Origin of the sequence: Clostridium sp. (genome assembly GCF_022482905.1) — a bacterium.
In the GTDB taxonomy this organism is placed as follows: Bacteria; Bacillota; Clostridia; order Clostridiales; family Clostridiaceae; genus Clostridium_B.
This window is the reverse complement of sequence record NZ_JAKVOI010000001.1, coordinates 3,101,677-3,125,387: the sequence shown is the minus strand read 5'-3', so window position 1 is coordinate 3,125,387 and position 23,711 is coordinate 3,101,677. Positions and strand designations below refer to the sequence as shown.

The window sequence follows — 23,711 nt, the reverse complement described above, 5'->3', positions numbered from 1 at the left end:
AAGATTTTTAAATATTTAATCCATTAAACCTATTCATAGCTTCAAATATGCCCTTGCTCAAAATACACTCAACACAATCTGATGCAAATTTAAAAACCTTTTCTATATGATTGCTATTTTCTTTTTCAAATTTACCAAGTACATAGGATATAACATCCTTATCAGGATGTCCAACACCAATTTTTATTCTTACAAATTCATCTGTGTTTAAATTATAAATTATATTTTTTATGCCGTTATGACCACCGGCACTTCCTTTGCTCCTTATTCTGATTCTTCCTATTGGAAGACTTATATCATCCTGAATTACTACTATATTCTTATTGTCTATTTTATAAAAAGCAGCTGCTTCCTTTACACTCTCACCGCTTAAATTCATATATGTACTAGGTTTCAATAGAATTACCTTTTTATCGCATATAATTCCATCTCCATAAAAGCCTTTGAACTTTTGCTTATTTATATTTATATTATGCTTTCTGCCTATAAAATCAGCAGCATCGAACCCAACATTATGTCTTGTATGCTCATATTTAGTACCGATATTACCTAATCCAACTATTAAAAACATATTTCTGCTCCAATCTGAAATCATCTAAATGACTTGCTCATATAAGTGATTATCTGGCACATAAAGTATAATTATCCAGTTGAATTTACAAATATGCACATATAAGTCTTAGCCCGACAACATTGCCGAGTTAAAACTCATCAAAATCTTCACTTAGTATTCACATATGCACTATGATAACATTATACAATCATAATTACAAGTTCGATTCTTTTCCATATCCATTTTATTTCTGACCTTCAATACCCAATAAAGTTACAGTTGTTTCTATAGTATTTCCATCTCTCCAGATTTTACACTTAACTTTATCTCCAACTTTATGTGAATTTATTATATCTTGAATATCAGGCAGCTGAGCAATCTTTTTCCCATCTAATTCCATAAGAATATCCGTCGGCTTTAAACCAGCCTGATAAGCCCCGCTTCCTTTTTTTACCTCCTGAATATATACGCCTTGAATTTTATCATTCTCTGAAATTACACTTTCACCATATATGCCGAGATATGGCCTTTTAACCTCACCAGTATTTATGAGCTGCTTTATTATATCTTTTGCATCATTTATAGGTATAGCAAATCCCATACCTTCCGTGCTACCTGAAGAACTCAACTTAAAACTGTTTATGCCAATGACTTCACCATTGTCATTACAAAGAGGTCCACCGCTATTGCCAGGATTTATTGCAGCATCAGTCTGTATTAATTTATTGTATACTATACCATTATAGGATATCTTTCTGTTCAGCGCACTTACTATTCCTGCTGTAACAGACCCTGCAAAATCTTCGCCAAGAGGATTGCCTATGGCAATTGCAGTATCTCCAACTTTTATTTTTGAAGAATCCCCCAGTTTGGCTACAGGTAAATTTTTTGCACTCACCCTTATTATTGCCAGATCAGATCCTTCATCTATCCCATTCACAGAGGCATCCAATATTTTACCGCTGGAGAGTTTTACCGTCACCTTATCTGCATTTTGTATTACATGATAATTTGTAACTATATATCCTTCCGAATCTATTATTATTCCAGACCCACTTCCCGTATCCTGAAGTCCAAAATAACCTTGACTTTTATTACTTATGCCAACTATTGTAGGTCCTACTAATTCCGATACTTTCGTTATTGAATTTTGCTTTCCATAATCCTTTTCCTGAGATGAACTTTGAATATCGGATACAATGCCGCTTTCATTTTTTTTAGAATTCATTAATGTCTGATCGTTCGGCGTATAGACTTTACTAACTTCCTTCTTATTGGCTATATAAGCTCCTGATACTCCACCGGAAAATGCTGCTATCAAAATAAAACAGCACAGCTTAAAGAATTTTTTTATATTGGATTTTCTCCTGTTATTCACAAATTTTATCTTGGATATACCATTGTCAACGCTTTGCCATTTAACATCTCTTACGCCGTCATTTTTATTATCATCCATTAAATTTACACCTCATAATTACTTAATTTAGCATCATTATAATAGCAAGTTTTTACGCAAATATGAACAATACTGTAATATTCCATTAAATCCTTTTGAGAGTAAAAGTGAATTCTACTCCAGCACCTTCCCTGTTTTTAACCCATATATCTTCTCCAAGCTGGGTCAATATGCTTCTTACTATAGGCAATCCCAAGCCTGTGCTTATTTTCGAAGTTCTTGATTTATCACCTTTATAAAATCTGTCCCATATATGATTTAAGTCTTCATTGTCTATTCCCGGGCCATCATTAAATACAGATATAAAAGCCTTATCTGATTTTGTCTTCGTTTCAATTTTTATATTTCCTCCTGAACCAACATACTTTACTGCATTATCTATCAAATTCACAACTACCTGGGTTATCCTGTCCTTATCTGCAGCTACATACAATTTGTCATCCTCCATATTTACATCAACTTTAAGTTTTTTATTATTAATTTTCTGCTCAAATTTTATTACACATAATCTTACAATTTCATTTATATCCACTTCTTCAATCCTCATCTTAAACTGGCCTGCTTCTATGGCAGATAAATCCAAAAGGTCATTTACAAGTCTTGTAAGCCTCTGTATTTCCGAATAAGTCAAAGAGAGATAGTAGTTTTCCTTTTGTTCTGGAATTACTCCATCCAGGATTCCACCTATAAAGCCCTTTATAGATGTTATAGGAGATCTTATCTCATGGGATACATTTGATATAAACTGTCTTCTGTTTTTCTCAACTTCTTCTATAGAATCTGCCATGCTGTTAAAAGATCTGGCAAGTACTCCAATTTCATCTTTAGAATTTATATGAACTCTTTTTTGTACTTCTCCCTTGGATATTTTATCTGCCGCATAATTTATTTTCTCCAGTGGTTCTATAATTATCTTCTGTGACAAATAATATATGACTATGCATGAAATTATAATTGCAAGCACAGCGGATATCCAAATTATCTGGTATACCCTTTTTAGGGGACCCTTCAATTCATTTATGGACGTATGCATCATTATTGCTCCTCTGAATACTCCATTTGAAAAAATAGGTATTTCAAAAGTATGTACCGGTGAACTAAATACCTCTGAGTAATTTCCCCTTTTATCTACTGTTTTATTTTCTCTAAGTTCTTTAAGGTCACTTGTCACTATCTGCTTGGAAGTTGCTATTAATTTTTTATGCTTGCTTGAGGATACAGAATAAACATAACCGTAATTGTCTACAAGCCATATATCTGCCGATAAATAGTTCCCTATGTACGTTATAGTATCATTTATATCATCAGAAGTTATATTGCCATTTAAATATTGAATGGCCCTTTCTTTTATAAATTCAGATTCACGCAGCAGTTCCTCTTTCCTCTGATTAAAATAATAACTCTCAAACCAATAGGATAAAAAGGCAAATGTCATGACAAAGCTCAGTACAATAATTGCTGTAAATGCTGTCACAAGCTTTGAAAACAGGCTTCTCCTCATATTATTTCACCTCAAATTTATACCCTACTCCCCATACAGTTTCTATCTGCCAGTTTGGACCTCCCTGAAGTTTTTCTCTCAACCTTTTTATATGTACATCTACTGTTCTGGAATCTCCGGGATAATCATATCCCCAAACTTCACACAGAAGCTGCTCCCTTGTAAAAACTCTATTCTTGTTGCTGGATAAATAATAAAGCAGTTCAAATTCCTTCGGAGGCATTTTTACTTCGTTGTCCTTATATACAACCGTATACGAATTTATATCTATTGTTAGATCTTCAAATTTAAGTACCTCTTTGTTTTCATTATCAACATTATATCTTCTAAGCACCGCTTTAATTCTTGCAAGCATTTCTTTTGCTTCAAAAGGTTTGACTATGTAATCATCAGCACCAAGTTCAAGTCCAAGTACCTTGTCAAAAGTTTCTCCTTTTGCCGTAAGCATAATTACAGGTGTTTCAAAATCTTTCCTTATCCACTTCAATACATCTATTCCATCTATATTTGGAAGCATTATATCAAGCAGCACCAAATCCGGTTTATACTCTAAGAAAACCTCTTCGGCAGCTTTTCCATCGTTGGCTATTCTTACATCATACCCTGAGCTTTCAACGTACATTTTTATAACTTCACATATATTTTCATCATCATCCACAATTAATATTTTTCCAATCGAGCCTTCCATATGCTACCTCTCCTCTATATATTAATAACTCTGACACCACATAATATTAATTTACCACATACTTAACAAAACATAATAGTATATATCTTAAAATGTAACAAATAAGTTACAAATAATTAAAAGGCATATAGAATGCTCTCTACATGCCAGAATTCAGATTCAAATTAGTTTTCAAATAACTTGCTAACTGATCTATCTTCATATATTCTTCTTATAGCTTCTGCAAAAACAGGTGCTACAGACAATATGGTAAATTTATCAAGTATTTTCTCCTCTGGAAGTCTTATTGTATTCAACATGACAAGTTCCTTTATAGAAGAATCCTTTATTCTTTCAATTGCCGGTCCCGAAAGAACAGCATGGGTACAGCAGGCATACACTTCCTTTGCCCCTCTTTCCATCAGTGCATTTGCACCATTGGTTATAGTTCCTGCTGTATCTATCATATCATCTACCAGTATGACCCTTTTACCTTTTATGTCTCCAATTATGTTCATTACTTCTGATACATTAGGCTTTGGTCTTCTTTTATCTATAATTGCAATTTGAGTATGTAGTTTATCTGCAAAATTTCTAGCCCTCGTTACACTTCCGAGGTCTGGTGATACTACCACTACATCTTCTTTGCTGTCAAATCCCTTGTCAATAAAGTACTTTGCCAGTATGGGTGCTCCAAGCAAATTGTCAAGCGGTATATTAAAATATCCTTGAATCTGGGATGCATGCAGATCCATAGTAAGAACTCTGTCTGCCCCGGCTGCAGTCAATATATCTGCAACAAGCTTTGCAGTAATAGGATCTCTTGCCTTTGCCTTTCTATCCTGTCTTGCATATCCATAATAAGGAACTACAGCTGTAATTCTTCCTGCAGATGCTCTTTTAAATGCATCTATCATAATTAGAATTTCCATTAAATTGTCATTTACAGGATTATTTGTTGATTGAATTATAAATACATCTCTTCCTCGTACTGTTTCATTAATATCCACAGATATTTCCCCATCACTAAAAGTAGATACTTTGGAATTTCCTACTTTCATCCCTAAAATATCTGCTATTTCTTCAGCCAAATCCGGATGAGAATTGCCTGTAAAGATTTTAATGCTTTTTCCATGGGTTATCATTTTTTAAGCCCTCCTAAATTTTATTTTATCAATCTTTTTTATTCATTCCTCTTTTATATACCCAGCCTTCTTTATTTACCTGCCTTGCTCTTGCTATGGCCAGAGATCCTTCAGGAACTTCATCTGTTATAGTAGAACCTGCTGCTATATATGTATTATCATCAACTCTTACCGGAGACACCAGATTTGTATTACATCCTATAAAAGAATTATCCCCGATTAAAGTCTTATTCTTTTTCTTGCCATCATAATTGACTACAACTGTACCGCAGCCAAAATTGCACTTTTTACCAACCTCGGCATCACCTATATAGGTTAGATGTGATACTTTGGTACCATCTCCGATGAAAGATTTTTTAACTTCTACAAAGTCACCTATTCTCACCGAATTTCCAATCTTACTTTCAGGCCTTATATATGCAAAAGGTCCTACAGTAGTACCCTTTCCTACACTGCTCTCCAATATAACCGAACTCTGAATAGTGACACCTTCCTCTATAATACTGTTTTCTATTCTGGAACCGGGATATAGTATACAATTTCTGCCTACTACAGTATTACCCTCAATAACATTTTGAGGATATATTATAGTATCATTTTCTATTTTTACATCAATATCTATATAAGTGGAATCCGGATCAATAATTGTGACTCCATTTTCCATATGTTTATCATTTATCCTTTTTCGCATGATCCTTGCTGCCTGAGAAAGCTGCTTTCTAGAATTTACTCCAAGTGTTTCATCAAATTGAACTGGAAGTGCCCCTATTTTTTTCCCTGATTTTTTCAATATTTCTATTACATCCGTAAGATAATACTCCCCCTGTGCATTATTGTTGTCTATCTTATCAAGACTTTCAACCAGGCTTTCTATATCAAAGCAGTACATAGATGAATTTATTTCATTCACCTTCAGCTCTTCTTCTGAACAATCTTTATGTTCAATTATTTTTAAAACATCTCCATTTTTTTCTCTTATAATTCTTCCATATCCATAGGGATCCTCAACTATTGAAGTCAGTACAACTGCACTATACCCTCCATCATTTTGGAAATCCACAAGTTTTTTGACGGTACTTTCTCTTATTAAAGGTGCATCTCCTGTAAATATGGCTACAGTTCCCCTTTTATCCTTCAAAAAACTTTTAGCACAGATAACTGCATGTCCTGTGCCCAATTGTTTATGCTGAACCGAAAATTCAACATTTCTTGATTTAACAGCCTCTTTTACCTCATCTGCACCTTTCCCTACAACTACATCTATATCATCTATTTGTGCTTTTCTGACTTCATCTATTACTATGTTGACCATTTCTCTTCCGCATATTTTATGAAGTACCTTTGGTGTAGAAGATTTCATTCTTTTTCCCTCACCTGCTGCTAATATTATAGCACAATTATACATTTTAACACCTCTTTATAGCATTAACTACATTTTTATAACCTATATTACATAAAATATCCACTATATATTATATTTTATATATTAAGCATTTGCAACACTATAGTAAAATAATAAAAAGGAGTATTCCTACTCCTTTTTATTACTCCTGTACTTTATCTTTAGTAACAGTTTCTTCGTTCTTTACTTTTTCATACTCATCGAGAATTGCATTTTGAATTTTTTCTCTTGTTTGAGTATTGATTGGATGTGCAATGTCCTTAAATTCCCCATCAGGAGTTTTCCTACTAGGCATTGCAATAAAAAGTCCATTTTGACCTTCTATAACTTTTATATCGTGAACAACGAATTCGTTATCAAAAGTCACGGAAACAATAGCTTTCATTTTACCCTCAGCAGCAATTTTTCTAACTCTAACGTCTGTAATTTGCATATAATCCACCTCCAAGATGCTTATGTATATACTATTCTCTAAAATTTATTTTTTTCCTTCTTAATTTTTAAAAAAACATTAAGTTTTTTGAAAATTTTATTAGTTAAATCTTTTGGAAGGAAATAACCGTGCACCATTCTCTCCATCAATAATACCTTTAAAGTCAACTATGGATATATAATCCTGCACTAATTTTTTCGGAGTTTCTACATTATCCATAAGTACTCCAATTCCCAACAACTCACTTTCAAACTCTTTCAGGAGATTCATTATGCCTCTGGCCGTACCACCAGCCTTCATAAAATCATCAATAAATATACACTTACTGCCGGGCTTCATAGCTTTCTTTGACAATGACATATTCTGAATTCTTCCCGTAGATCCTGAAACATAATTTATAGTGATGGTTGATCCTTCGGTAAATTTCGTTTCCCTTCTTACTACTATCATCTGTACTCCAAGCATCCTTGCCACTTCATAGGCAAGAGGTATGCCTTTTGTTTCAACTGTAACTACATAGTCAACATTGCTGTGTATAAATTCAGATGCGAGAATAATTCCAGCAGTATTTATTATTTCAGGATTAAACATTATATCAGTCATATAAAGGAAATTACCTGGTATTATTCTTTCTCTATTTTTTAAAATAATACATAATTCTTCGGCAAACTCCCTGCTTTTTTCTGCTGATATACCACATACATATTTGACTCCTCCTGCTGCACCCGACACAGTTTCCACCTTTCCCATGTAAAGCCTGATAAATGTATCCTTTACCATGACTATATCTTCACTTACAGTTGATTTTGCAGTATTGAACATTTCTGTGAACCTATTCAGGCTTATTATTTTATTAGGATTTTCAAGTAATATCTTTGTTATAGCTGATATCCTCTGGTTCCTACTGAGTTTCTGCATTTTATCACCTATCACTTTAAAATTTACGAATAATTTCTTAAAATTTTATTCTATTATTCATATTGTATTCTAAAAAAAGCAGTTAATCAACAATTAAATTAGTCAAAAAGTTTTGGAAATATAGTTTAACCTGTGTTTTTTTGCTCCATTTTTGTATATAATTATTAGGTGATAAAGTAATGCAATTTATGAGGAGTGAGTTTATTGTCATTTGATTTTATAAAAGATAAAAGCAAAAACATATATTTCATAGGTATAGGTGGAATAAGCATGAGCGGACTTGCAGAAATATTGATAAAAAAAGGATTTCATGTTTCGGGATCTGATATAAAAGCTTCTCCTATAACTGACAAATTAAGATCCCTTGGCGCAGAGATATTTATAGGACAAATTAAAGAACACATAGATGAAGATATAGATATGATAGTGTATACGGCCGCCATTTCCAAAGACAATCCTGAGTTTGTTAGGGCAAAAGAGTTAAATATACCCCTTATGGTAAGAGCCGAATTTCTGGGGCAAATAATGAAAGGACACAAATACAATATAGCCATTTCTGGAACTCATGGCAAAACTACTACAACTTCAATGCTGTCAAGCATATCTTTGAAAGCCGAATTGGACCCTACCATATTAGTAGGCGGTGAACTGGACCTAATAGACGGGAATGTGCGAGTTGGACACAGTCAGTACTTTATTACCGAAGCCTGTGAATACAAGGAATCCTTCTTGAAGTTCTTCCCTTATATAGGCGTAATTCTGAATATAGATGCAGATCATCTCGACTACTATAAGGATATTTATGATATACAAAATGCCTTTATAAAATTTGCTAAATTAATACCAAGGGACGGGTATCTCGTATGCTGCAGTGACGATGACAAAATGAACAAAGTAATATCAAACGTGAACTGCAATATAATTACTTATGGTCTTAAAACCGGAGATATTACAGCCAAAAATATCAATTATGACGAAAAGGGATGTGCAAGTTTTGACGTGTATAAATATGATAAACTCCTGTTTTCAGTAAATTTGAACATTCCCGGAAGACATAATATATTGAATTCTCTGGCAAGCATAGCCGTTTCCCTGATTTTGAATATATCCAATAAATACATCATAGAAAGTCTTGGCAATTTCAAAGGTGCCCACAGGCGATTCGAACTCAAAGGTGAAAAAGATGGAATTACAATAATAGATGATTACGCCCACCATCCCACTGAAATCAAGGCTACTTTAAGTGCAGCACAAAACTATCCACATAAAAGGATATGCTGTGTATTTCAGCCCCATACATTTTCAAGGACATTGAATCTATATGATGAATTCACAAAAGCATTTGACAACGTAGATGAATTGATACTGGCCGATATATATGCTGCAAGGGAGAAGGATACACATGAAGTAAGCTCGAGTATGCTTGCAAAAAGCATTTCCTCCAGAGGTATAGATTGCAAAAACTTCCATAACTTCGATGACATTGTATCATATCTAAATAGCACATTAAAAGATGGCGACCTGCTCCTGACAATAGGTGCCGGTGATGTATTCAAAGTAGGAGAAATGTATCTTCAAAAATAATCATAGTTAGATGTGTAAAATCCTCCAATATAGTAAATACTATAAATAATTACTACATCGGAGGTGTTTTTTAATTTGAGAAACTTTTTGATATCAGCTTCAGTAGACATTATATTGATTTTTATATCCTATTTTTTATTTAAAAACATATTGAGCGGACCAACCAGACATAAAATCTATGAAAAGTTGTTCAGTTCTTTTGCCAAATTTGTAATCTATATATTTATAATAACAATCGGTATAAATGCTATTATTGCCATATTGCTGTATAGGACCTCGTACATAGCCTATATCAATATAATAGCTCCTGCTGTGGTTTCAATTCTTGTAGGGTTTCTTGTATCAACCGTTCCTACCAAGGGTGCAGGCGATTCACCCAATAAAGTATAATCCATAGATTGTTCCTTAAGAGGAGATATCTACAATACTTGTAGATTATTTCACAATTACTATGCTATAATAATAGCGTAAAAACAAATTTTCAAGGAGTTGGTGGGAATGAAGGAAAAATACAGGGAATTATTCAAGATTATTGTAAAGTCATATTATAATGGTGATTTCGATAAAAAAGTAAATGAAATTCTATCTGAAAATTCTATTGATAAGAAAGAATTATGCTCAATCGTTTCCTTACTCTGTGGGGTTGATATAGATTATAACAGCAGCAATTTCATATCAGAATTAAAGAACTCTATAAAATCATATAATTCAGGTGGCAAGATAGTCAATAAAGTTAAAGACTGCTCATTGGATTGTGTGGATGAAAACGGGAAAACTGTCTGTCAGAAATCCTGTCCTTTTGATGCAATACTAATTGACAAAAAAAACAATACTACTGTTTTGGATGCCGATAAATGTGCAGACTGCGGCATATGCGTAGATTCCTGCCCATCAGGTGGAATAATGGATTCAGTGCAGTTTCTGCCTTTAGCAAATATTCTAAAAGACGATCGTCCCGTAATAGCTGTAGTTGCACCTGCTATAATAGGACAATTTGGATCAGATGTAAAAATCGGTCAACTGAGATCCTCCTTTAAAAAACTAGGCTTTACGGATATGATAGAGGTCGCATTTTTTGCAGATATGTTAACTTTGAAAGAGGCTATAGAATTTGATCACTATGTCAAAAATGAAAATGACCTTATGATAACTTCCTGCTGCTGCCCTATGTGGGTTGGAATGTTAAAAAAGATTTACAACGATCTTGTAAAATATGTTTCACCATCCGTTTCTCCAATGATAGCTGCAGGAAGAGTTGTTAAAAAGCTAAATCCCAATTGCAAAGTTGTATTTGTAGGCCCCTGCATAGCAAAAAAAGCCGAAGCAAAAAACAAGGACATAGAAGGCAGCATAGATTTTGTATTAACTTTTCAGGAGGTAAAAGATATATTTGAATCACTGGATATAAAACCTTCAGAGCTTCCAGATGAAGAGTCCTCTGAATATGCTTCAAAAGGTGGAAGACTTTATGCCCGCACAGGAGGAGTATCTATTGCTGTAAGCGAAGCAGTGGAAAGAATTTTTCCCGAGAAACATAATCTCTTAAAAGCAGTTCAGGCCAATGGAATAAAAGAATGTAAAGCCATACTTGAAAAAGCTCAAAATGGTGAAATAAATGCCAATTTTATAGAAGGCATGGGGTGTATTGGTGGCTGCGTTGGTGGACCAAAAGCCATAATTCCAAAAGAGGAAGGCAGAGAGCATGTAAATGAATTTGCCGGAAACTCTGATATTAAAGTAGCCGTAGACAGTGCCTGTATGAATAGTATATTGAACAAAATAGGCATAAACTCCATAGAGGATTTCAAAGATGAAAATAAAATAGATATATTCGAAAGAAAATTTTAATTACTGTCGGGTATTTACTACATACTATTAAAAGCCCTTCATCAAATTTGTTGGAGGGCTTTTAATTATTCAGGGATGAGGTTATTATGGAAAATTTTTGGGACAAGATATTGAAAAATATAGATGGTGCAATTTTTGACATGGATGGAACTCTGCTTGATTCCATGGGAATGTGGGACAACATTGATAAAGAATACCTGGAAAACAGGGGTATACCAGTACCTGAGAATTTGAAAATTGAAATAGAACATTTAAGCTTCAGGGAAACAGCAGAATATTTTAAGTCAAGATTCAATATACCTGACTGCATTGAAATTATAGAAAAAGACTGGTACAATATGGCTTTTAACAAATATGCAGAAAATAAAATGATAAAACCTCAGGCAAAAAATCTTTTGAAATTATTGAAGTCCAGAAATATAAAAATTGCTTTAGCTACAAGCAATTACAGGGAAACTTCAATTGCTGCTTTAAAAAGGAACAATATATATGAGCTATTTGATGCAATCACTACAACCCAGGAAGTCCCGCGAGGGAAAGATTTCCCCGACATCTACATTCTATCCTCCAAAAAAATTGGCATATCTCCTGAAAAATGTGTGGTATTTGAAGATTCCCTACCAGCTATAAAAGCAGCCAGGTCGGCAAATATGTACGTAATAGCCGTAAAAGACAAATATTGTCCTCATGATTGGCAGTGCATCCTCAATCATTCTGATGCAGGTATTACTGATTTTTCTGAAATTATCTTCGAGTAATTATCCAATTAGATCAGGTAGTCACATCTCTACATATCATGAATATAATATAGGAGTAAAATTTTTAGGAGCATGCCAATGATAGCTTTTCTATTATTTGCAATTACAGCTGCATCTCTTGCAACTTTTTACAAGCTTAAAAGCGAAATTGCAGCTCAAAAGAAAACAATTATACTTTTAAAATATGAAAATAATAAACTAAAGAAAAAGCTGAAAAACATACATCAGTAGATTATGTTTTTACTTGATTATAGCTTTTTACTATGTATCAGCTGCAATTAATCCCCTGGTAAATATTATTATCTGCCAGGGATTTATCTATTTCATTTAATATTTCCCACTTTTTCAAACTCCATTTTGGACCTATCAGAGTATCTCTGGGCGAGTCCCCTGTAAGTCTATGTACCACAATGTCTGGATCGGTATATGAAATTGCCCTGCATATTAAATTTACATATTCCTCCTCTGTCATAAATTTCAACTGACCTAATTTATAAAAACGGACCATAGGCGTGTTTTTCATAAGATGAAGCAGATGAAATTTTACACCCTGGACCTTAATATCCGACACATACCTCACTGTATTTATCATATCCTCATGCTTTTCTTCTGGGAGTCCAAATATTATATGAGCAACTACATCAATATTCCTATCATTCAAATTTTTTACTGCCTTTTCAAAAACGTTTAATTTATACCCTCTGTTTATTTTGATTGCAGTATCTTCATTTGAGGTTTGAAGTCCAAGTTCAACCCATGTATATAATTTTTCATTAAATTTTGAAATCAAATCAAGTACATCATCATCCAGACAATCCGGCCTTGTTGCTATTGCCAAGCCTACTACGTCATTTTCCTCTACTGCCTCCCTGTATTTTTGATTTAATACATAAACAGGAGCGTAGGTATTTGTATATGCCTGAAAATAGGCAATACATTTTCCATTACTCCATTTTTTACTCATCATTTTCTTTATACTCTGAAATTGATCGTGGATAGAAAATTCCCTGCTGCCTGCAAAATCTCCCGATCCTCTTTCACTGCAAAATATACAGCCTCCCGTTCCTATAGTACCATCTCTGTTGGGACATGAAAAACCAGCATCCAGAGATATCTTGAATACCTTGCATCCAAATTTATGTCTCAAATAGTAATTTAGACTATAATATCTTTTATCACCCCAAAGCAATAATATCAATCCTTTCAATATAAATATATTATATCACATTCTTACTGCCTCAAAACTTTTCAGATCCAGCTGCCACTTGCCTATAACATTTGAAAGAGACATATCCTGGCTTTTTTTCGCAATAACATCAAAATTTAATATGTCATCATCAAAAGATGAAAATACTATACTTACTTTATCAAGAGGAAACTTCTCCTCAAATTTATAATCTATCATATCTCCTCCATCAACCTTATACATTCTAATACAGTTGTCTACTTGAGCATTTGAATATTGAACTGCCAAAAATTTTTCATCTTTGGAAAATTCCATGAAATCAACCCTGCCACCTTTTAGAAGATCCAGAGTAACTATTTCCTGTCCAATGGGGACTTCTACAATTGAGTCTGATTCGCTTTCATCTTCCATACCTCCACCAGCAGTACCTCCATCACCTTGACCTTGAGCATCCTGACCGCCTTGAACGGCCAGTGATTGATCTATATTTATTACTCCAATATAACAATTACTATCACAAGTTGTAACTGCAAGCATATTTCCTTCATAGGAAAAATTCAATATTCCCACATTTCGTCTAGGTACAGGCAATTTATCTATGCTCGCCTTATCATCTTTTGAAAACACATAACCCGGGAATGACCTAAAAGACATTATTAATTTTGTATCCGCTTTATCTTTGCTTTTCATTCTTATCTTATTTTTATATATAAAGGCTTCTTCTTGAACTATACTCTTAATTTCCGATATTTTATATTCATGGTCTTTCTTTATGACTTTCAAAGAATATTGATCCAAGCTTGCAAAAGGTTTACCCGTATTTGTTCTTGAAATATTGAGTGTAAATATCCCCGATTTACCGACTTGATTACTATCGGCCAGATTGTACCCAAAAATTTTTAAATCTTTATCCTGAGTTTTTACCTGTGATTTTAAAAGATCTTCTGAATACAATTTTTCAGCATTTGCTACCTGTCCTTTTATCATATAATTCATATAAGTATCAACTACATTCAAAGCTGCCTTCATATCAAATGTTTCTTTCAGTTGTAAACTATTGTTTGTATTGGATCTGCATCCTGTCAAAGCTTCACAAATCAACAGTATGATTGCCGCATATATAAATACCCTTCTTTTTTTCATCTAAATTTCACCTCTTCCATACAGCTTTTTAAAAATAGATTCATATCAGTTTTATTTTTCCCCTAAATAGAAATTTAATTTATAATACATTAATTTCAGATTAGACATATATATTTATATAAGAAGGTCTTTAATTAACTAGTAATTTACAGGAGGAAATACCTTGATTAGAAAATTATCAACGTCCTTACAGATAGCTGCCGTATTTATAGGTACGATAGTAGGTGCAGGCCTGGCATCCGGTCAGGAAATAAATAGCTTTTTTTCCATATACGGTTACAAAAGCTTTTTTGGTATTTTGATTTGTTTATCTATATACATATTTGTATCATTGTTCATAATAAATATAAGCTTAAAATACAACCTGAATTCATATGATGGTTTAATTTCCCTTGTAAATCCTGGAATTTTAGGAATTATGATAAATTCTTTGACTACATTTTTTCTAATTGGCAGCTCATCAATAATATTAGCTGGAAGTGGTGCTTTAATACATCAATATTTCAAAGTATCTAACCTTCTAGGAATGGGATTTATGATATGTATATCCTTACTTATACTTTTTAAGGATACAAAGGGACTTATAAAAATAAATTCTTTCATAGTCCCCTGTCTAATAACCATTATAGTTACACTGTTTATACTATATATTCTTTTCTACAAAAGTATAAGTATATCTGAAATTAAAGCTATACCTGCAATTAAAAACAGCTGGATATTTTCTTCTCTTATATATGGAGGATTCAATATACTTTGCTGCAGCGGTGTATTGGTTCCTCTATGCAGGGAAATTAAAGAAAAGAGCTGTCTTATAAGTGGAGCTATACTTGGAGCATGCGTTCTGACCATACTCACGTTTATCATAAACTTTATGCTGATTTTAAACATACCTTACATATTTGAATATGAAATACCTCTCCTATATATTTCAAATAGATTCGGCAAGCTTGTTCAGATTGTTCTTCTAGCGGTCATATGGCTTGAAATGCTCTCAACTGAAATCTCAAACATCTACAGTATAGGTAAAAATTTCGAGGAAATATTTAATTTATCTTATAAAAAATCTGTAATCTTGGTGATACTTGTAACCATTCCCGTATCCCAGATAGGCTTTACAAAATTAATTTCTTTTCTATATCCTGCTTTCGGGATAGTCAGCTTGATATTTATATTCAATTGTATTATATTTTATATAAAAAATCGTAGTTGATAATTTGAAATTATTCGGGGTGTTTCTATATGTTAGATGAACTGAAAAGCTGTAAACTATGTCCAAGAAATTGTGGTATAAATAGATTGAAGGGAGAACTCGGTTTCTGCGAAGCAAATAATGGTATAAAGATAGCAAAAGTATCTCTGCATAAATGGGAAGAACCCTGCATATCGGGAAGCAGAGGTTCAGGCACAATATTTTTCTCAAATTGCAATTTAAAATGTGTTTTCTGTCAGAATCATACCATAAGCTCTGAAAACTTTGGGAGGGAAATTTCAACAGAAAGATTAAGCGATATATTTCTGGAACAGCAGAAAAGGGGTGCCCATAATATAAATTTAGTAAGTCCAATTCATTATATACCTCAAATAAAAAGTGCACTTTATATGGCAAAATCCAGGGGACTAAATCTACCTGTATTATTTAACACCAACAGTTATGCCAATCTTAAGTCAATAAAATCCTTAAATGGCTATATAGACGTATATCTTCCCGATCTTAAATATTTTGATGACAAATACGCAATAAAATACTCCAATGCACCAGATTATTTCAAATATGCATCCAGAAATATTGCTGAAATGATACAGCAGGTGGGAAAAGCAACTTTCAACAAGGACGGTATTATCACTCATGGTGTCATAATACGCCACTTGATGCTTCCGAGGCTTTTATTCGATTCTAAAAAAATAATGGATTATATAAGCAGTAATTTTTCAGATTCAGTTTATATAAGTCTCATGAATCAATATACTCCAATGTATAAAGCCCATAAATTTCCTGAACTGACCAAGCCTTTAAATCCAAAACATTACAGTTCCATGATAGATTATTGTGTCTCAATAGGACTCAACCATGGATTCATCCAGGAATCAGGCACTTCCTCTGAAGCTTTTGTACCTGATTTTAATCTGGATGGTGTGTAAAATAAGAGTAGAACTTTCTCTACTCTTACTGACATACTTATTATTAAATTTTATACTTCTCCAGATCATTTTTAAATATTTTAGTTATTTTCCTAAACTCACCGATCCCATTTACAAGCTTTTTAATCTGGTTTGTATAATTGGCTACATTTGCACTTACTTCTTCAGAAGAAGCTGAATTTTCTTCTGCAATAGCCGCCAGAGATTCTACATTATTATAAATACCGGAAATGGATTCTGCTTCATTATTGAGTTTGTTTATTGTTTCTATCATGGATGATGCTACAGTACCGATTGATGTAGTTGCCTCATAACTTATATTTCTAACTTCTTCTAGATTTTTAGTTTCACCCTTAAGTACATTGAATTGTACTTCTATTTTATCTACAAGTTCCTTTATTTCCTCAACAAATTTTTCAAGGTTGGAATTTATCTCCTCTACCGAACTTTGAGACTGTTCTGCTAATTTTCTTACCTCTTCTGCAACTACAGCGAAACCTCTGCCATGTTCTCCTGCACGAGCTGCTTCTATAGAAGCATTTAAAGCCAGCAGATTTGTCTGTTCCGAAATACTTGATACTATAGAAACTATATCTGTAATATCCGCTGCTTTTGACTGGAGATTGACTCCCTTATCTTTAACTTCCTGAAATTGCTGAAGTGTATTGACTATATTTTTGCTTGTACTATTTATATTTTCATAGCTGTTGTTTATTTTATCTATTGCTCCCTCAAGTTCCTTTTTATTGCTATTTTCGTTATCAACTATGTTTTTAAGATCAGTTATGTTTTCATTTAATACTGACGCTACATTTTCAGTATTTTCCGCCTGACTTACAGCACAATCTGCTACTTGTTCCACTACACCTGATATGTCACTTGAAGTATTACTCATCGAAGTACTTATCTTATCTATATTCTTTACAAATGTACCCATTTCATCAGTAATACCATTAAATCCTACAAAATCTGCTCTTACTGATTTCTTGTGAAGGTTCAATAGCTTGTATATATCTTCAAAAAAATCACCGGTTTCAATATCGCTATCTTCTAAATAACTATTTTCATTTATTTTTGAAATACTATCCATTATAATGGATTTTGGTCTTACAATCAAAGATGCCGATATGTAAGAAGCAATAAAAGCTATAATTGAAATTATTATATTATTTACTATATTGTCCAAGCCCGAGAGCAGAGTAGATACTATAAAACAACAGACAAAATTGAAAGTTCCAATTTTTACACCTACATTTTTTATAAATCCAAGTGAGAGTAACTTATTAAATTTATATACTTTTTTATAGTATATATCTTTTTCAAATGCAAACTTTAATTTTACAGATGTATCTGTCTTTTCAATTTGTTCTATACCTAATTTTTCATTAAAAAATTTTGCGCTTCCTTCTATCATTCCCATAAGATAATCAAACATACCTCTTTGGGACTTATACTCAAATACAGCCTCTCTGCTTGATATTGGAGCTATGCTTACAATAGGTGGCTTTGCACCGGGGAGCTTTTTTGTCATAACTACATGTACATCAAACATTGATTTAAAAAATGAATAAAGATTTTCATGTTTAAAAAATGCTGGATAATCACTATGAAATGAATTTATATTGTCAAGTCCTATTTTTTTCCACAATACATTTATTGATTCACCAGCCGCCCCTGATATATTGGCAATTAGGTCTTTCACTTTCTGGTCATCTATATCTTCAACCGGTAAAAATATTTTTGAAGATTCCCATCCGACTGAATTCATAGCTTTATCTACAATTTCGTCCCCATACAATTTTCTGCATGTCTTCATCCATGTAGAAACAACAGTTCCTTTCATAACATCACACTCCTTCATACATAATTATCGGACATATTTTCAATTACAACAGCAGGGTAACCTTATCCAACTTTAAAATTATTTTTAAGTTTTTTATTTCAGCAGTTTCAGTTCTTAAGCTGCCTTTGTTACTTACAAGCAGTACCTTGCTATTATCCAGCTTCTTGACCTGTCTTATAGCTCTTGTATTTTTGTATTCCAGAAGAAATATTCCATTGTTGTCAATTTGCTGGGTCATATGACCCAGAGCTATGTCACCCTTCTGTATCCTGAATCCAATCATGTCGTCATCCTCTATATTTAAATATACTACTTTATCCTTAGGTTGACCTTCTATTTTATTACCAATTACAGGCAATTTTTTAAAACCTGCCGGCTTATTTAAATCGTAGTTATATACAGGTACATTTTTAAGCACATCTGAAAATGCATCACTCCAAATTTCATTTACTTTTTTCTTTTCATCCAGAACTGAATATTTGATTTTATTATCCTCTTTTTTATAAACCTGTTCTTCAAAGGACATTGTTAAATCATTCATTTCCTTGCCCAAAATTTTAGACAATCTATCGATTATGCTTTGATTAGCTATTTTTCTTCCTATTTCCACATCATTTATAAAGCTTTCTGAAACGCCCAATTTTTTTGCAAGCTGCTTTTGACTCAAATTTTTCGCCTGTCGTGCAGCTTTTACTTTATCTCCTATTCTGCTCATTCTAATCATCCTTTTCCAAATACATTATTTTCTATTTTTCTGTTGTTTCTTAAACCATTCCCTCTCTTGAATAAGATGATCAATTAAATAATCAAATGTCCAATTGGCAGATGTCTCTGTAACCACTGCAAATATAGGAATTCTGTCAAATTTATCTTTAATAGAGTTCATTAAAGAACTTATCTCTCCCTCATCCAGTCCATTAAATAAAATTACTTTCTCATCTGATGAATCATTTGAACTATAACTGCCGCTTTTTTTATCTATTATACTTTTTATCTTCATATTAACCATGGATTTTCGAATAACTATATGATTAAATAAACAACTATTAACTTTCACAGAATCTATAAATTTATTTTCTTCATCATCCAGTCCGTAAGTTACTATACATCTGTCAACTTTCTGACACACATCCAACATCTCCTCCATCATGTATTCAAAAGTTTGTAACTTAACTCTATTATCTCGTGAGTATTCAACGAATTGAACATTTCAACCCTTCCAGCCCTATGTGCGGAAGACATCATATTATGTTTTAGAAGCTGTCTTTTAAGCTGATTCACAGTGCCAATACTTCCATCTATTATTACAACATCTTTATTCATTTCATTCAGTATTTTATTTAATGCTTCTTTTATAAAAGGATAATGAGTGCATCCCAAAACTACGGCAGCTATTTTATCATCTTTGAGTGGTAAAAATTTTTCCTTTAAATACATTTCCACCCTTTCTCCTCTTATAATACCACTTTCTATAAGCTCAACCAATCCAGGACAAGGCATGGACTCTACATTGTTATTAAGATCATATTTTTTCATTAAATTATCAAACTTATTTTCAGCAAGGGTCACAGGTGTTGCCATTATTACGACCTTTCCGTCCCTTCCATATTGAACTGCCGGTTTAAGTGCCGGTTCTATACCAATTACAGGCATTGAGCCGCCATATTTTCTTCTTAAATCTTCTATTGATACACTAGTAGCTGTATTACATGCAATCACCAATGCTTTTATATTTTTCTCAAGTAAAAATTTTACAGCATCAAAAGTCAGTTTCTCAACTTCACTGGAAGTCCTTATTCCGTATGGCGCTCTAAGTGAATCCCCAAAATAGACAAAATTTTCTTTTGGAAGTATCCTCACTGCCTGTTTCAGTACACTTATGCCCCCAACCCCGGAGTCAAAAAATCCTATCGGTCTATCCTTAAAGTCCATTCTATCACCTCGTTAAACTATAGCACAAAACCTTATTATTATTATATAATATGAAAATAAACTATACAAACTTAAATTTAATTTTATTGACATCTATGGACATAAATTATAAAATCAGAATTATAAATATTGGATAATTACTATTTTTTTATTATATTTTACAAGGGGGCAACAAAATGTCAAAAGATTTAGTTTACACAATACCTGACAACAAACATTCCAAAAAAGATCTGAAGGAAATTTTAACTTCCCATCCCGAAATAAAATTTGTATCGGCTGTAGGTGTCGATCTCTCTGGCAACAATACAGACGAAAAAATTCCCATCAAAATATTTCTGGATGATATAGAAGGTTTTCTCAAAGGATCAGTTCAGACAGACGGTTCATCAATAGTACTTCCGGGAATAGCAACACTGGATGACGCCAAGGTTGATATGTTTCCTGATACTGACGTAAACTGGTATGTTGATTACAACAAGGATAACATAGACCCCGGAACCGGAAAACCTGTAGGCACACTCAGAATACCTTGCTTTCTGTATCACAGCAGTGCAGCAGTGGATTCCAGGTATGTATTGAAACATTCCATAGAGTACCTCAAATCAAATCTTCTTGATCTGTTCAAGCAGTACCCCGGATCACTATCTTCCTTTGGAATAAAATATGATGACATAGAAGATGTAGTAGGCACATGCGCAACAGAACTTGAATTCTGGGTCAACACCCCGAACAACAAGACCGAGGTGGAGGCACTTTCAACTTCACAGGTACTCAAGGAGCAGTACTGGGCAAGAACAAAAGGTGCGGTAAAGACAGCACTGGAGCAGTCACTGCTTGTAATGGACCTGTACGGGCTTGAGCCTGAGATGGGACACAAGGAAGTTGGAGGCATACAGGCAAAGGTAGATGAAAATGGAGACTATCAGATAATGGAGCAGCTTGAAATTGACTGGAAGTATTCTACTGCAGTACAGGCAATCGACAATGAGGCCTTCATAAAGAACATAATAGAAGAGACTTTCAAGGAAAACGGACTTAATGTAACCTTCAAGGCCAAACCTGTAGAGGGTATAGCAGGCAACGGAGAACATACACATATTGGAATTGCATTGAAGCTTAAAGAGGGAAAGAGAATAAACCTGTTCTCCTCAAAGAAAAGCTTTCTCAGCATATTCGGATATGCTTCCATAATGGGAATACTCAAGAACTATGAAGTCCTCAACCCATTCGTTTCATCTACAACAGATGCCCTCAGAAGATTGAAACCGGGCTTTGAGGCTCCAGTCTGCATAGTAACTTCAATAGGACGTTCTGTAGAAGTCCCTTCAAGGAACAGGTCGGTACTTCTCGGAGTAGTAAGGGAACTTCAGAGCCCTCTTGCAACAAGATTTGAACTCAGGGCGCCAAATCCCGGAACAAACACTTATCTTGCCGTAGGTGCAATTTATGTTGCCATGGTTGATGGTATAGCATATGCAGTAAAGAACGGCAAAACAGAAGATGATCTTCTTGCCGAGCTGTCAAAGAAATACGGTGATGATGCAGACTACCTTGAAAAAGACAGGGCTTACAGAAGTGAAATCGACGTATTCGAATCCTATACGGACGAGGAAAGGGAAAAACTTTACGGCAAGGCACCGGCTACAGTATATGACAACCTGTCTGCATTTGAAAAATATCCTGAGAAGACTGCAGTACTTACAGGCAGCGGTATATTGAAGGATAAATATATAGAAAGCTTCAAGGAAGCATTCCTGGAGAAGTGGATAGTTGAACTGAACCACAGAATCATAAACCAGTACACTGAGGAAATAAGAGGCTTCAAGCTGCTTCACTGCAGTGGAAAGGCACTTGACATCGATGTGGCAACATGGATGAAAATAGATGCTTTAAGACATGATCTCATCAAGGATTCCTATACAAAGAAGAGCCTGTTTACAAAAATAAAGGAAGCTACTGAAAAAGAAGATTATGCAGAAGTGTCAAAGCTGCAGATTGAAATAGAAAATAATATAGCTGAACTTAGAGCACTGTATTCCGATTACAAGAAAAATTTACTTGATATATAGAATCTAAGGATTTAAAAAACTCCTGAAAAGATGAATTGACTTTCAGGAGTTTTTCAATTAATAATCTTTAAGTTGAAAATTTTTTACAACCATTTCTTTTTTATTGTTTATAGGTTTCCAGAGTGCTATCCTGTCAATAGTTGCCATTCTATGTATATTCTCTCTTTTAGCCGTTTCACAGGCTGCAGAATATTCCTTACTACTCCATTCCCTTATTGCATAGTTGGTATTTGCAAGTGAGACATGAAGATCCCATTTTTCTATATTCTCCACAACGTTAAATTTATGCATTATAAGAAGATCATTCAGCTGTCTGGCAAGTCTCATTATATATCCTTTTTTTTCTATTTTCAAATTAACGGACTTATACGGTGGTTCAAAACATATTGCACCATTGATCTCTACTTTAAAGTTTTTATACGGATTTAGTAATTTCGAAACTATTTTGTCCAACTTATCTACATCTGGATTGTCTATTACCGAAAGAGTTATATGTAAAACAGGCATATGTTTGTATAGTCTATATTTTCTACACATATTTCTTTGGATACGTTCAATATAAGAATAGGAATTTCTATCAAATAATGCTACTAAATAATATTTCATTGCTCAATCCTCCAATTCATATAACTTATCCCTCTATTAATTATATCATATAATTTTCACGCTTAGTATTTTAACTTGTTTGTAAAAACCTCCAGTATAATTTTTTTCTTCATACACATAATATATTTGATAAATAATCATGAAAGGGGTGAATTCTGCCGGAATGCAATTGTATAAATTAAAATAATTGCGAAAACAGCAGAGACAAATTATGAACAATAAGAAAAATCAAAGTATAGGATGTATAGTAAATGAGTGTAGATTCCACTCAGGTAATGAAAATTATTGTACACTGGATAAGATACAGGTAACCAAACATGAATCTGTAGCAAAGGATGTACAATGTACTGACTGTGGAAGTTTTGCAAAACAACAATAGCTTTATCCTTCCATAAAAGCCAGAAACCCAGTTCTGTCAATAGAACTGGGTTTCTGGCTTTTATTTAACAATTTTATGTTAAAAAGTTATTGATTTATGATATAATAAATTTTGTGTAATATGAATTAATTTTGATATTTTCTAAAGTT

At 33.4% G+C, this 23,711-nt stretch carries 24 protein-coding genes; 9 read left to right on the top strand and 15 right to left on the bottom strand.

The annotated features are described in order from the left end of the window. Positions 1 to 7: 7 nt before the first annotated feature. The 8 genes from pth to purR all read right to left on the bottom strand — a co-directional run bounded on the left by pth (position 8) and on the right by purR (position 8,075). Positions 8 to 571: an aminoacyl-tRNA hydrolase gene (gene pth / locus LKE46_RS15470; RefSeq protein ID WP_291724331.1), complete on the bottom strand. Its 564-nt coding sequence runs from the start codon at positions 569 to 571 to the stop codon at positions 8 to 10. 226 nt (positions 572 to 797) lie between these two features. Then, the gene (locus LKE46_RS15465; RefSeq protein ID WP_291724327.1) at positions 798 to 2,009 is read right to left on the bottom strand and encodes a S1C family serine protease; all 1,212 of its coding nucleotides are present in this window, start codon (positions 2,007 to 2,009) and stop codon (positions 798 to 800) included. 85 nt (positions 2,010 to 2,094) lie between these two features. After that, positions 2,095 to 3,510 (bottom strand): sensor histidine kinase, encoded by a 1,416-nt coding sequence (locus LKE46_RS15460; RefSeq protein WP_291724324.1) that lies wholly within the window; start codon positions 3,508 to 3,510, stop codon positions 2,095 to 2,097. Position 3,511: 1 nt separating this feature from the next. After that, positions 3,512 to 4,198: a response regulator transcription factor gene (locus LKE46_RS15455; protein ID WP_291724322.1), complete on the bottom strand. Its 687-nt coding sequence runs from the start codon at positions 4,196 to 4,198 to the stop codon at positions 3,512 to 3,514. 164 nt (positions 4,199 to 4,362) lie between these two features. Continuing rightward, positions 4,363 to 5,322 (bottom strand): ribose-phosphate diphosphokinase, encoded by a 960-nt coding sequence (locus LKE46_RS15450; protein WP_291724319.1) that lies wholly within the window; start codon positions 5,320 to 5,322, stop codon positions 4,363 to 4,365. A 28-nt stretch (positions 5,323 to 5,350) separates the two neighbouring features. After that, positions 5,351 to 6,727 carry a bifunctional UDP-N-acetylglucosamine diphosphorylase/glucosamine-1-phosphate N-acetyltransferase GlmU gene (glmU, locus tag LKE46_RS15445; protein ID WP_291724316.1) on the bottom strand — a complete coding sequence of 459 codons (1,377 nt, stop codon included), beginning with the start codon at positions 6,725 to 6,727 and terminating at the stop codon, positions 5,351 to 5,353. Between the two features lie 139 nt (positions 6,728 to 6,866). Then, complete coding sequence (gene spoVG, locus LKE46_RS15440) at positions 6,867 to 7,157, bottom strand: septation regulator SpoVG (RefSeq protein ID WP_291724313.1); 291 nt, start codon at positions 7,155 to 7,157, stop codon at positions 6,867 to 6,869. A gap of 99 nt (positions 7,158 to 7,256) precedes the next feature. Continuing rightward, positions 7,257 to 8,075 carry a pur operon repressor gene (gene purR, locus LKE46_RS15435; protein ID WP_291724310.1) on the bottom strand — a complete coding sequence of 273 codons (819 nt, stop codon included), beginning with the start codon at positions 8,073 to 8,075 and terminating at the stop codon, positions 7,257 to 7,259. A 204-nt stretch (positions 8,076 to 8,279) separates the two neighbouring features. Here purR and murC point away from each other — a divergent pair, with 204 nt between their 5' ends. From murC to LKE46_RS15410, 5 genes are all read left to right on the top strand, one after another. Further along, a complete protein-coding gene (murC, locus tag LKE46_RS15430) occupies positions 8,280 to 9,659 on the top strand; it encodes a UDP-N-acetylmuramate--L-alanine ligase (protein ID WP_291724308.1) in 1,380 nt (459 codons plus the stop codon). A 75-nt stretch (positions 9,660 to 9,734) separates the two neighbouring features. Next, positions 9,735 to 10,049 (top strand): hypothetical protein, encoded by a 315-nt coding sequence (locus LKE46_RS15425; RefSeq protein ID WP_291724305.1) that lies wholly within the window; start codon positions 9,735 to 9,737, stop codon positions 10,047 to 10,049. 108 nt (positions 10,050 to 10,157) lie between these two features. Continuing rightward, positions 10,158 to 11,507 (top strand): [Fe-Fe] hydrogenase large subunit C-terminal domain-containing protein, encoded by a 1,350-nt coding sequence (locus LKE46_RS15420; RefSeq protein WP_291724302.1) that lies wholly within the window; start codon positions 10,158 to 10,160, stop codon positions 11,505 to 11,507. Positions 11,508 to 11,593: 86 nt separating this feature from the next. After that, positions 11,594 to 12,265 carry an HAD family hydrolase gene (locus tag LKE46_RS15415; protein WP_291724300.1) on the top strand — a complete coding sequence of 224 codons (672 nt, stop codon included), beginning with the start codon at positions 11,594 to 11,596 and terminating at the stop codon, positions 12,263 to 12,265. A gap of 78 nt (positions 12,266 to 12,343) precedes the next feature. Further along, a complete protein-coding gene (locus LKE46_RS15410) occupies positions 12,344 to 12,496 on the top strand; it encodes a hypothetical protein (RefSeq protein ID WP_291724298.1) in 153 nt (50 codons plus the stop codon). 37 nt (positions 12,497 to 12,533) lie between these two features. On the opposite strand, the gene LKE46_RS15405 is transcribed toward LKE46_RS15410, so the two are convergent. Both LKE46_RS15405 and LKE46_RS15400 read right to left on the bottom strand, forming a co-directional pair. After that, complete coding sequence (locus LKE46_RS15405; protein WP_291725717.1) at positions 12,534 to 13,454, bottom strand: TIGR01212 family radical SAM protein; 921 nt, start codon at positions 13,452 to 13,454, stop codon at positions 12,534 to 12,536. Positions 13,455 to 13,487: 33 nt separating this feature from the next. Beyond that, positions 13,488 to 14,594 carry a hypothetical protein gene (locus tag LKE46_RS15400; protein ID WP_291724295.1) on the bottom strand — a complete coding sequence of 369 codons (1,107 nt, stop codon included), beginning with the start codon at positions 14,592 to 14,594 and terminating at the stop codon, positions 13,488 to 13,490. Between the two features lie 163 nt (positions 14,595 to 14,757). On the opposite strand from LKE46_RS15400, the gene LKE46_RS15395 reads away from it, so the two are divergent. Continuing rightward, positions 14,758 to 15,804, top strand: coding sequence for a YkvI family membrane protein (locus tag LKE46_RS15395; protein ID WP_291724292.1), 1,047 nt, complete (start codon positions 14,758 to 14,760; stop codon positions 15,802 to 15,804). 29 nt (positions 15,805 to 15,833) lie between these two features. Continuing rightward, the gene (locus LKE46_RS15390) at positions 15,834 to 16,733 is read left to right on the top strand and encodes a radical SAM protein (RefSeq protein WP_291724289.1); all 900 of its coding nucleotides are present in this window, start codon (positions 15,834 to 15,836) and stop codon (positions 16,731 to 16,733) included. Positions 16,734 to 16,776: 43 nt separating this feature from the next. Here LKE46_RS15390 and LKE46_RS15385 read toward each other — a convergent pair whose 3' ends face one another. From LKE46_RS15385 to murI, 4 genes are read right to left on the bottom strand one after another with little or no spacing between them, the layout of a single operon-like run. Further along, positions 16,777 to 18,576: a heme NO-binding domain-containing protein gene (locus tag LKE46_RS15385; RefSeq protein ID WP_291724286.1), complete on the bottom strand. Its 1,800-nt coding sequence runs from the start codon at positions 18,574 to 18,576 to the stop codon at positions 16,777 to 16,779. A gap of 43 nt (positions 18,577 to 18,619) precedes the next feature. Beyond that, a complete protein-coding gene (locus LKE46_RS15380) occupies positions 18,620 to 19,291 on the bottom strand; it encodes a helix-turn-helix domain-containing protein (protein ID WP_291724282.1) in 672 nt (223 codons plus the stop codon). A 24-nt stretch (positions 19,292 to 19,315) separates the two neighbouring features. Continuing rightward, entirely contained in the window at positions 19,316 to 19,714 is a 399-nt protein-coding gene (locus LKE46_RS15375) for a DUF3783 domain-containing protein (RefSeq protein ID WP_291724279.1), read from the bottom strand. Positions 19,715 to 19,722: 8 nt separating this feature from the next. Then, positions 19,723 to 20,508 carry a glutamate racemase gene (gene murI, locus LKE46_RS15370; protein WP_291724276.1) on the bottom strand — a complete coding sequence of 262 codons (786 nt, stop codon included), beginning with the start codon at positions 20,506 to 20,508 and terminating at the stop codon, positions 19,723 to 19,725. A 176-nt stretch (positions 20,509 to 20,684) separates the two neighbouring features. Between murI and LKE46_RS15365 the strand changes: the two genes are divergently transcribed. After that, positions 20,685 to 22,577 carry a glutamine synthetase gene (locus tag LKE46_RS15365; RefSeq protein WP_291724273.1) on the top strand — a complete coding sequence of 631 codons (1,893 nt, stop codon included), beginning with the start codon at positions 20,685 to 20,687 and terminating at the stop codon, positions 22,575 to 22,577. Between the two features lie 57 nt (positions 22,578 to 22,634). Here LKE46_RS15365 and LKE46_RS15360 read toward each other — a convergent pair whose 3' ends face one another. Continuing rightward, positions 22,635 to 23,183, bottom strand: coding sequence for a 2'-5' RNA ligase family protein (locus tag LKE46_RS15360; RefSeq protein ID WP_291724270.1), 549 nt, complete (start codon positions 23,181 to 23,183; stop codon positions 22,635 to 22,637). 211 nt (positions 23,184 to 23,394) lie between these two features. Between LKE46_RS15360 and LKE46_RS15355 the strand changes: the two genes are divergently transcribed. After that, on the top strand, positions 23,395 to 23,562 hold the full coding sequence (locus LKE46_RS15355) for a DUF1540 domain-containing protein (RefSeq protein ID WP_291724267.1): 168 nt from the start codon (positions 23,395 to 23,397) through the stop codon (positions 23,560 to 23,562). Positions 23,563 to 23,711: the final 149 nt, after the last annotated feature.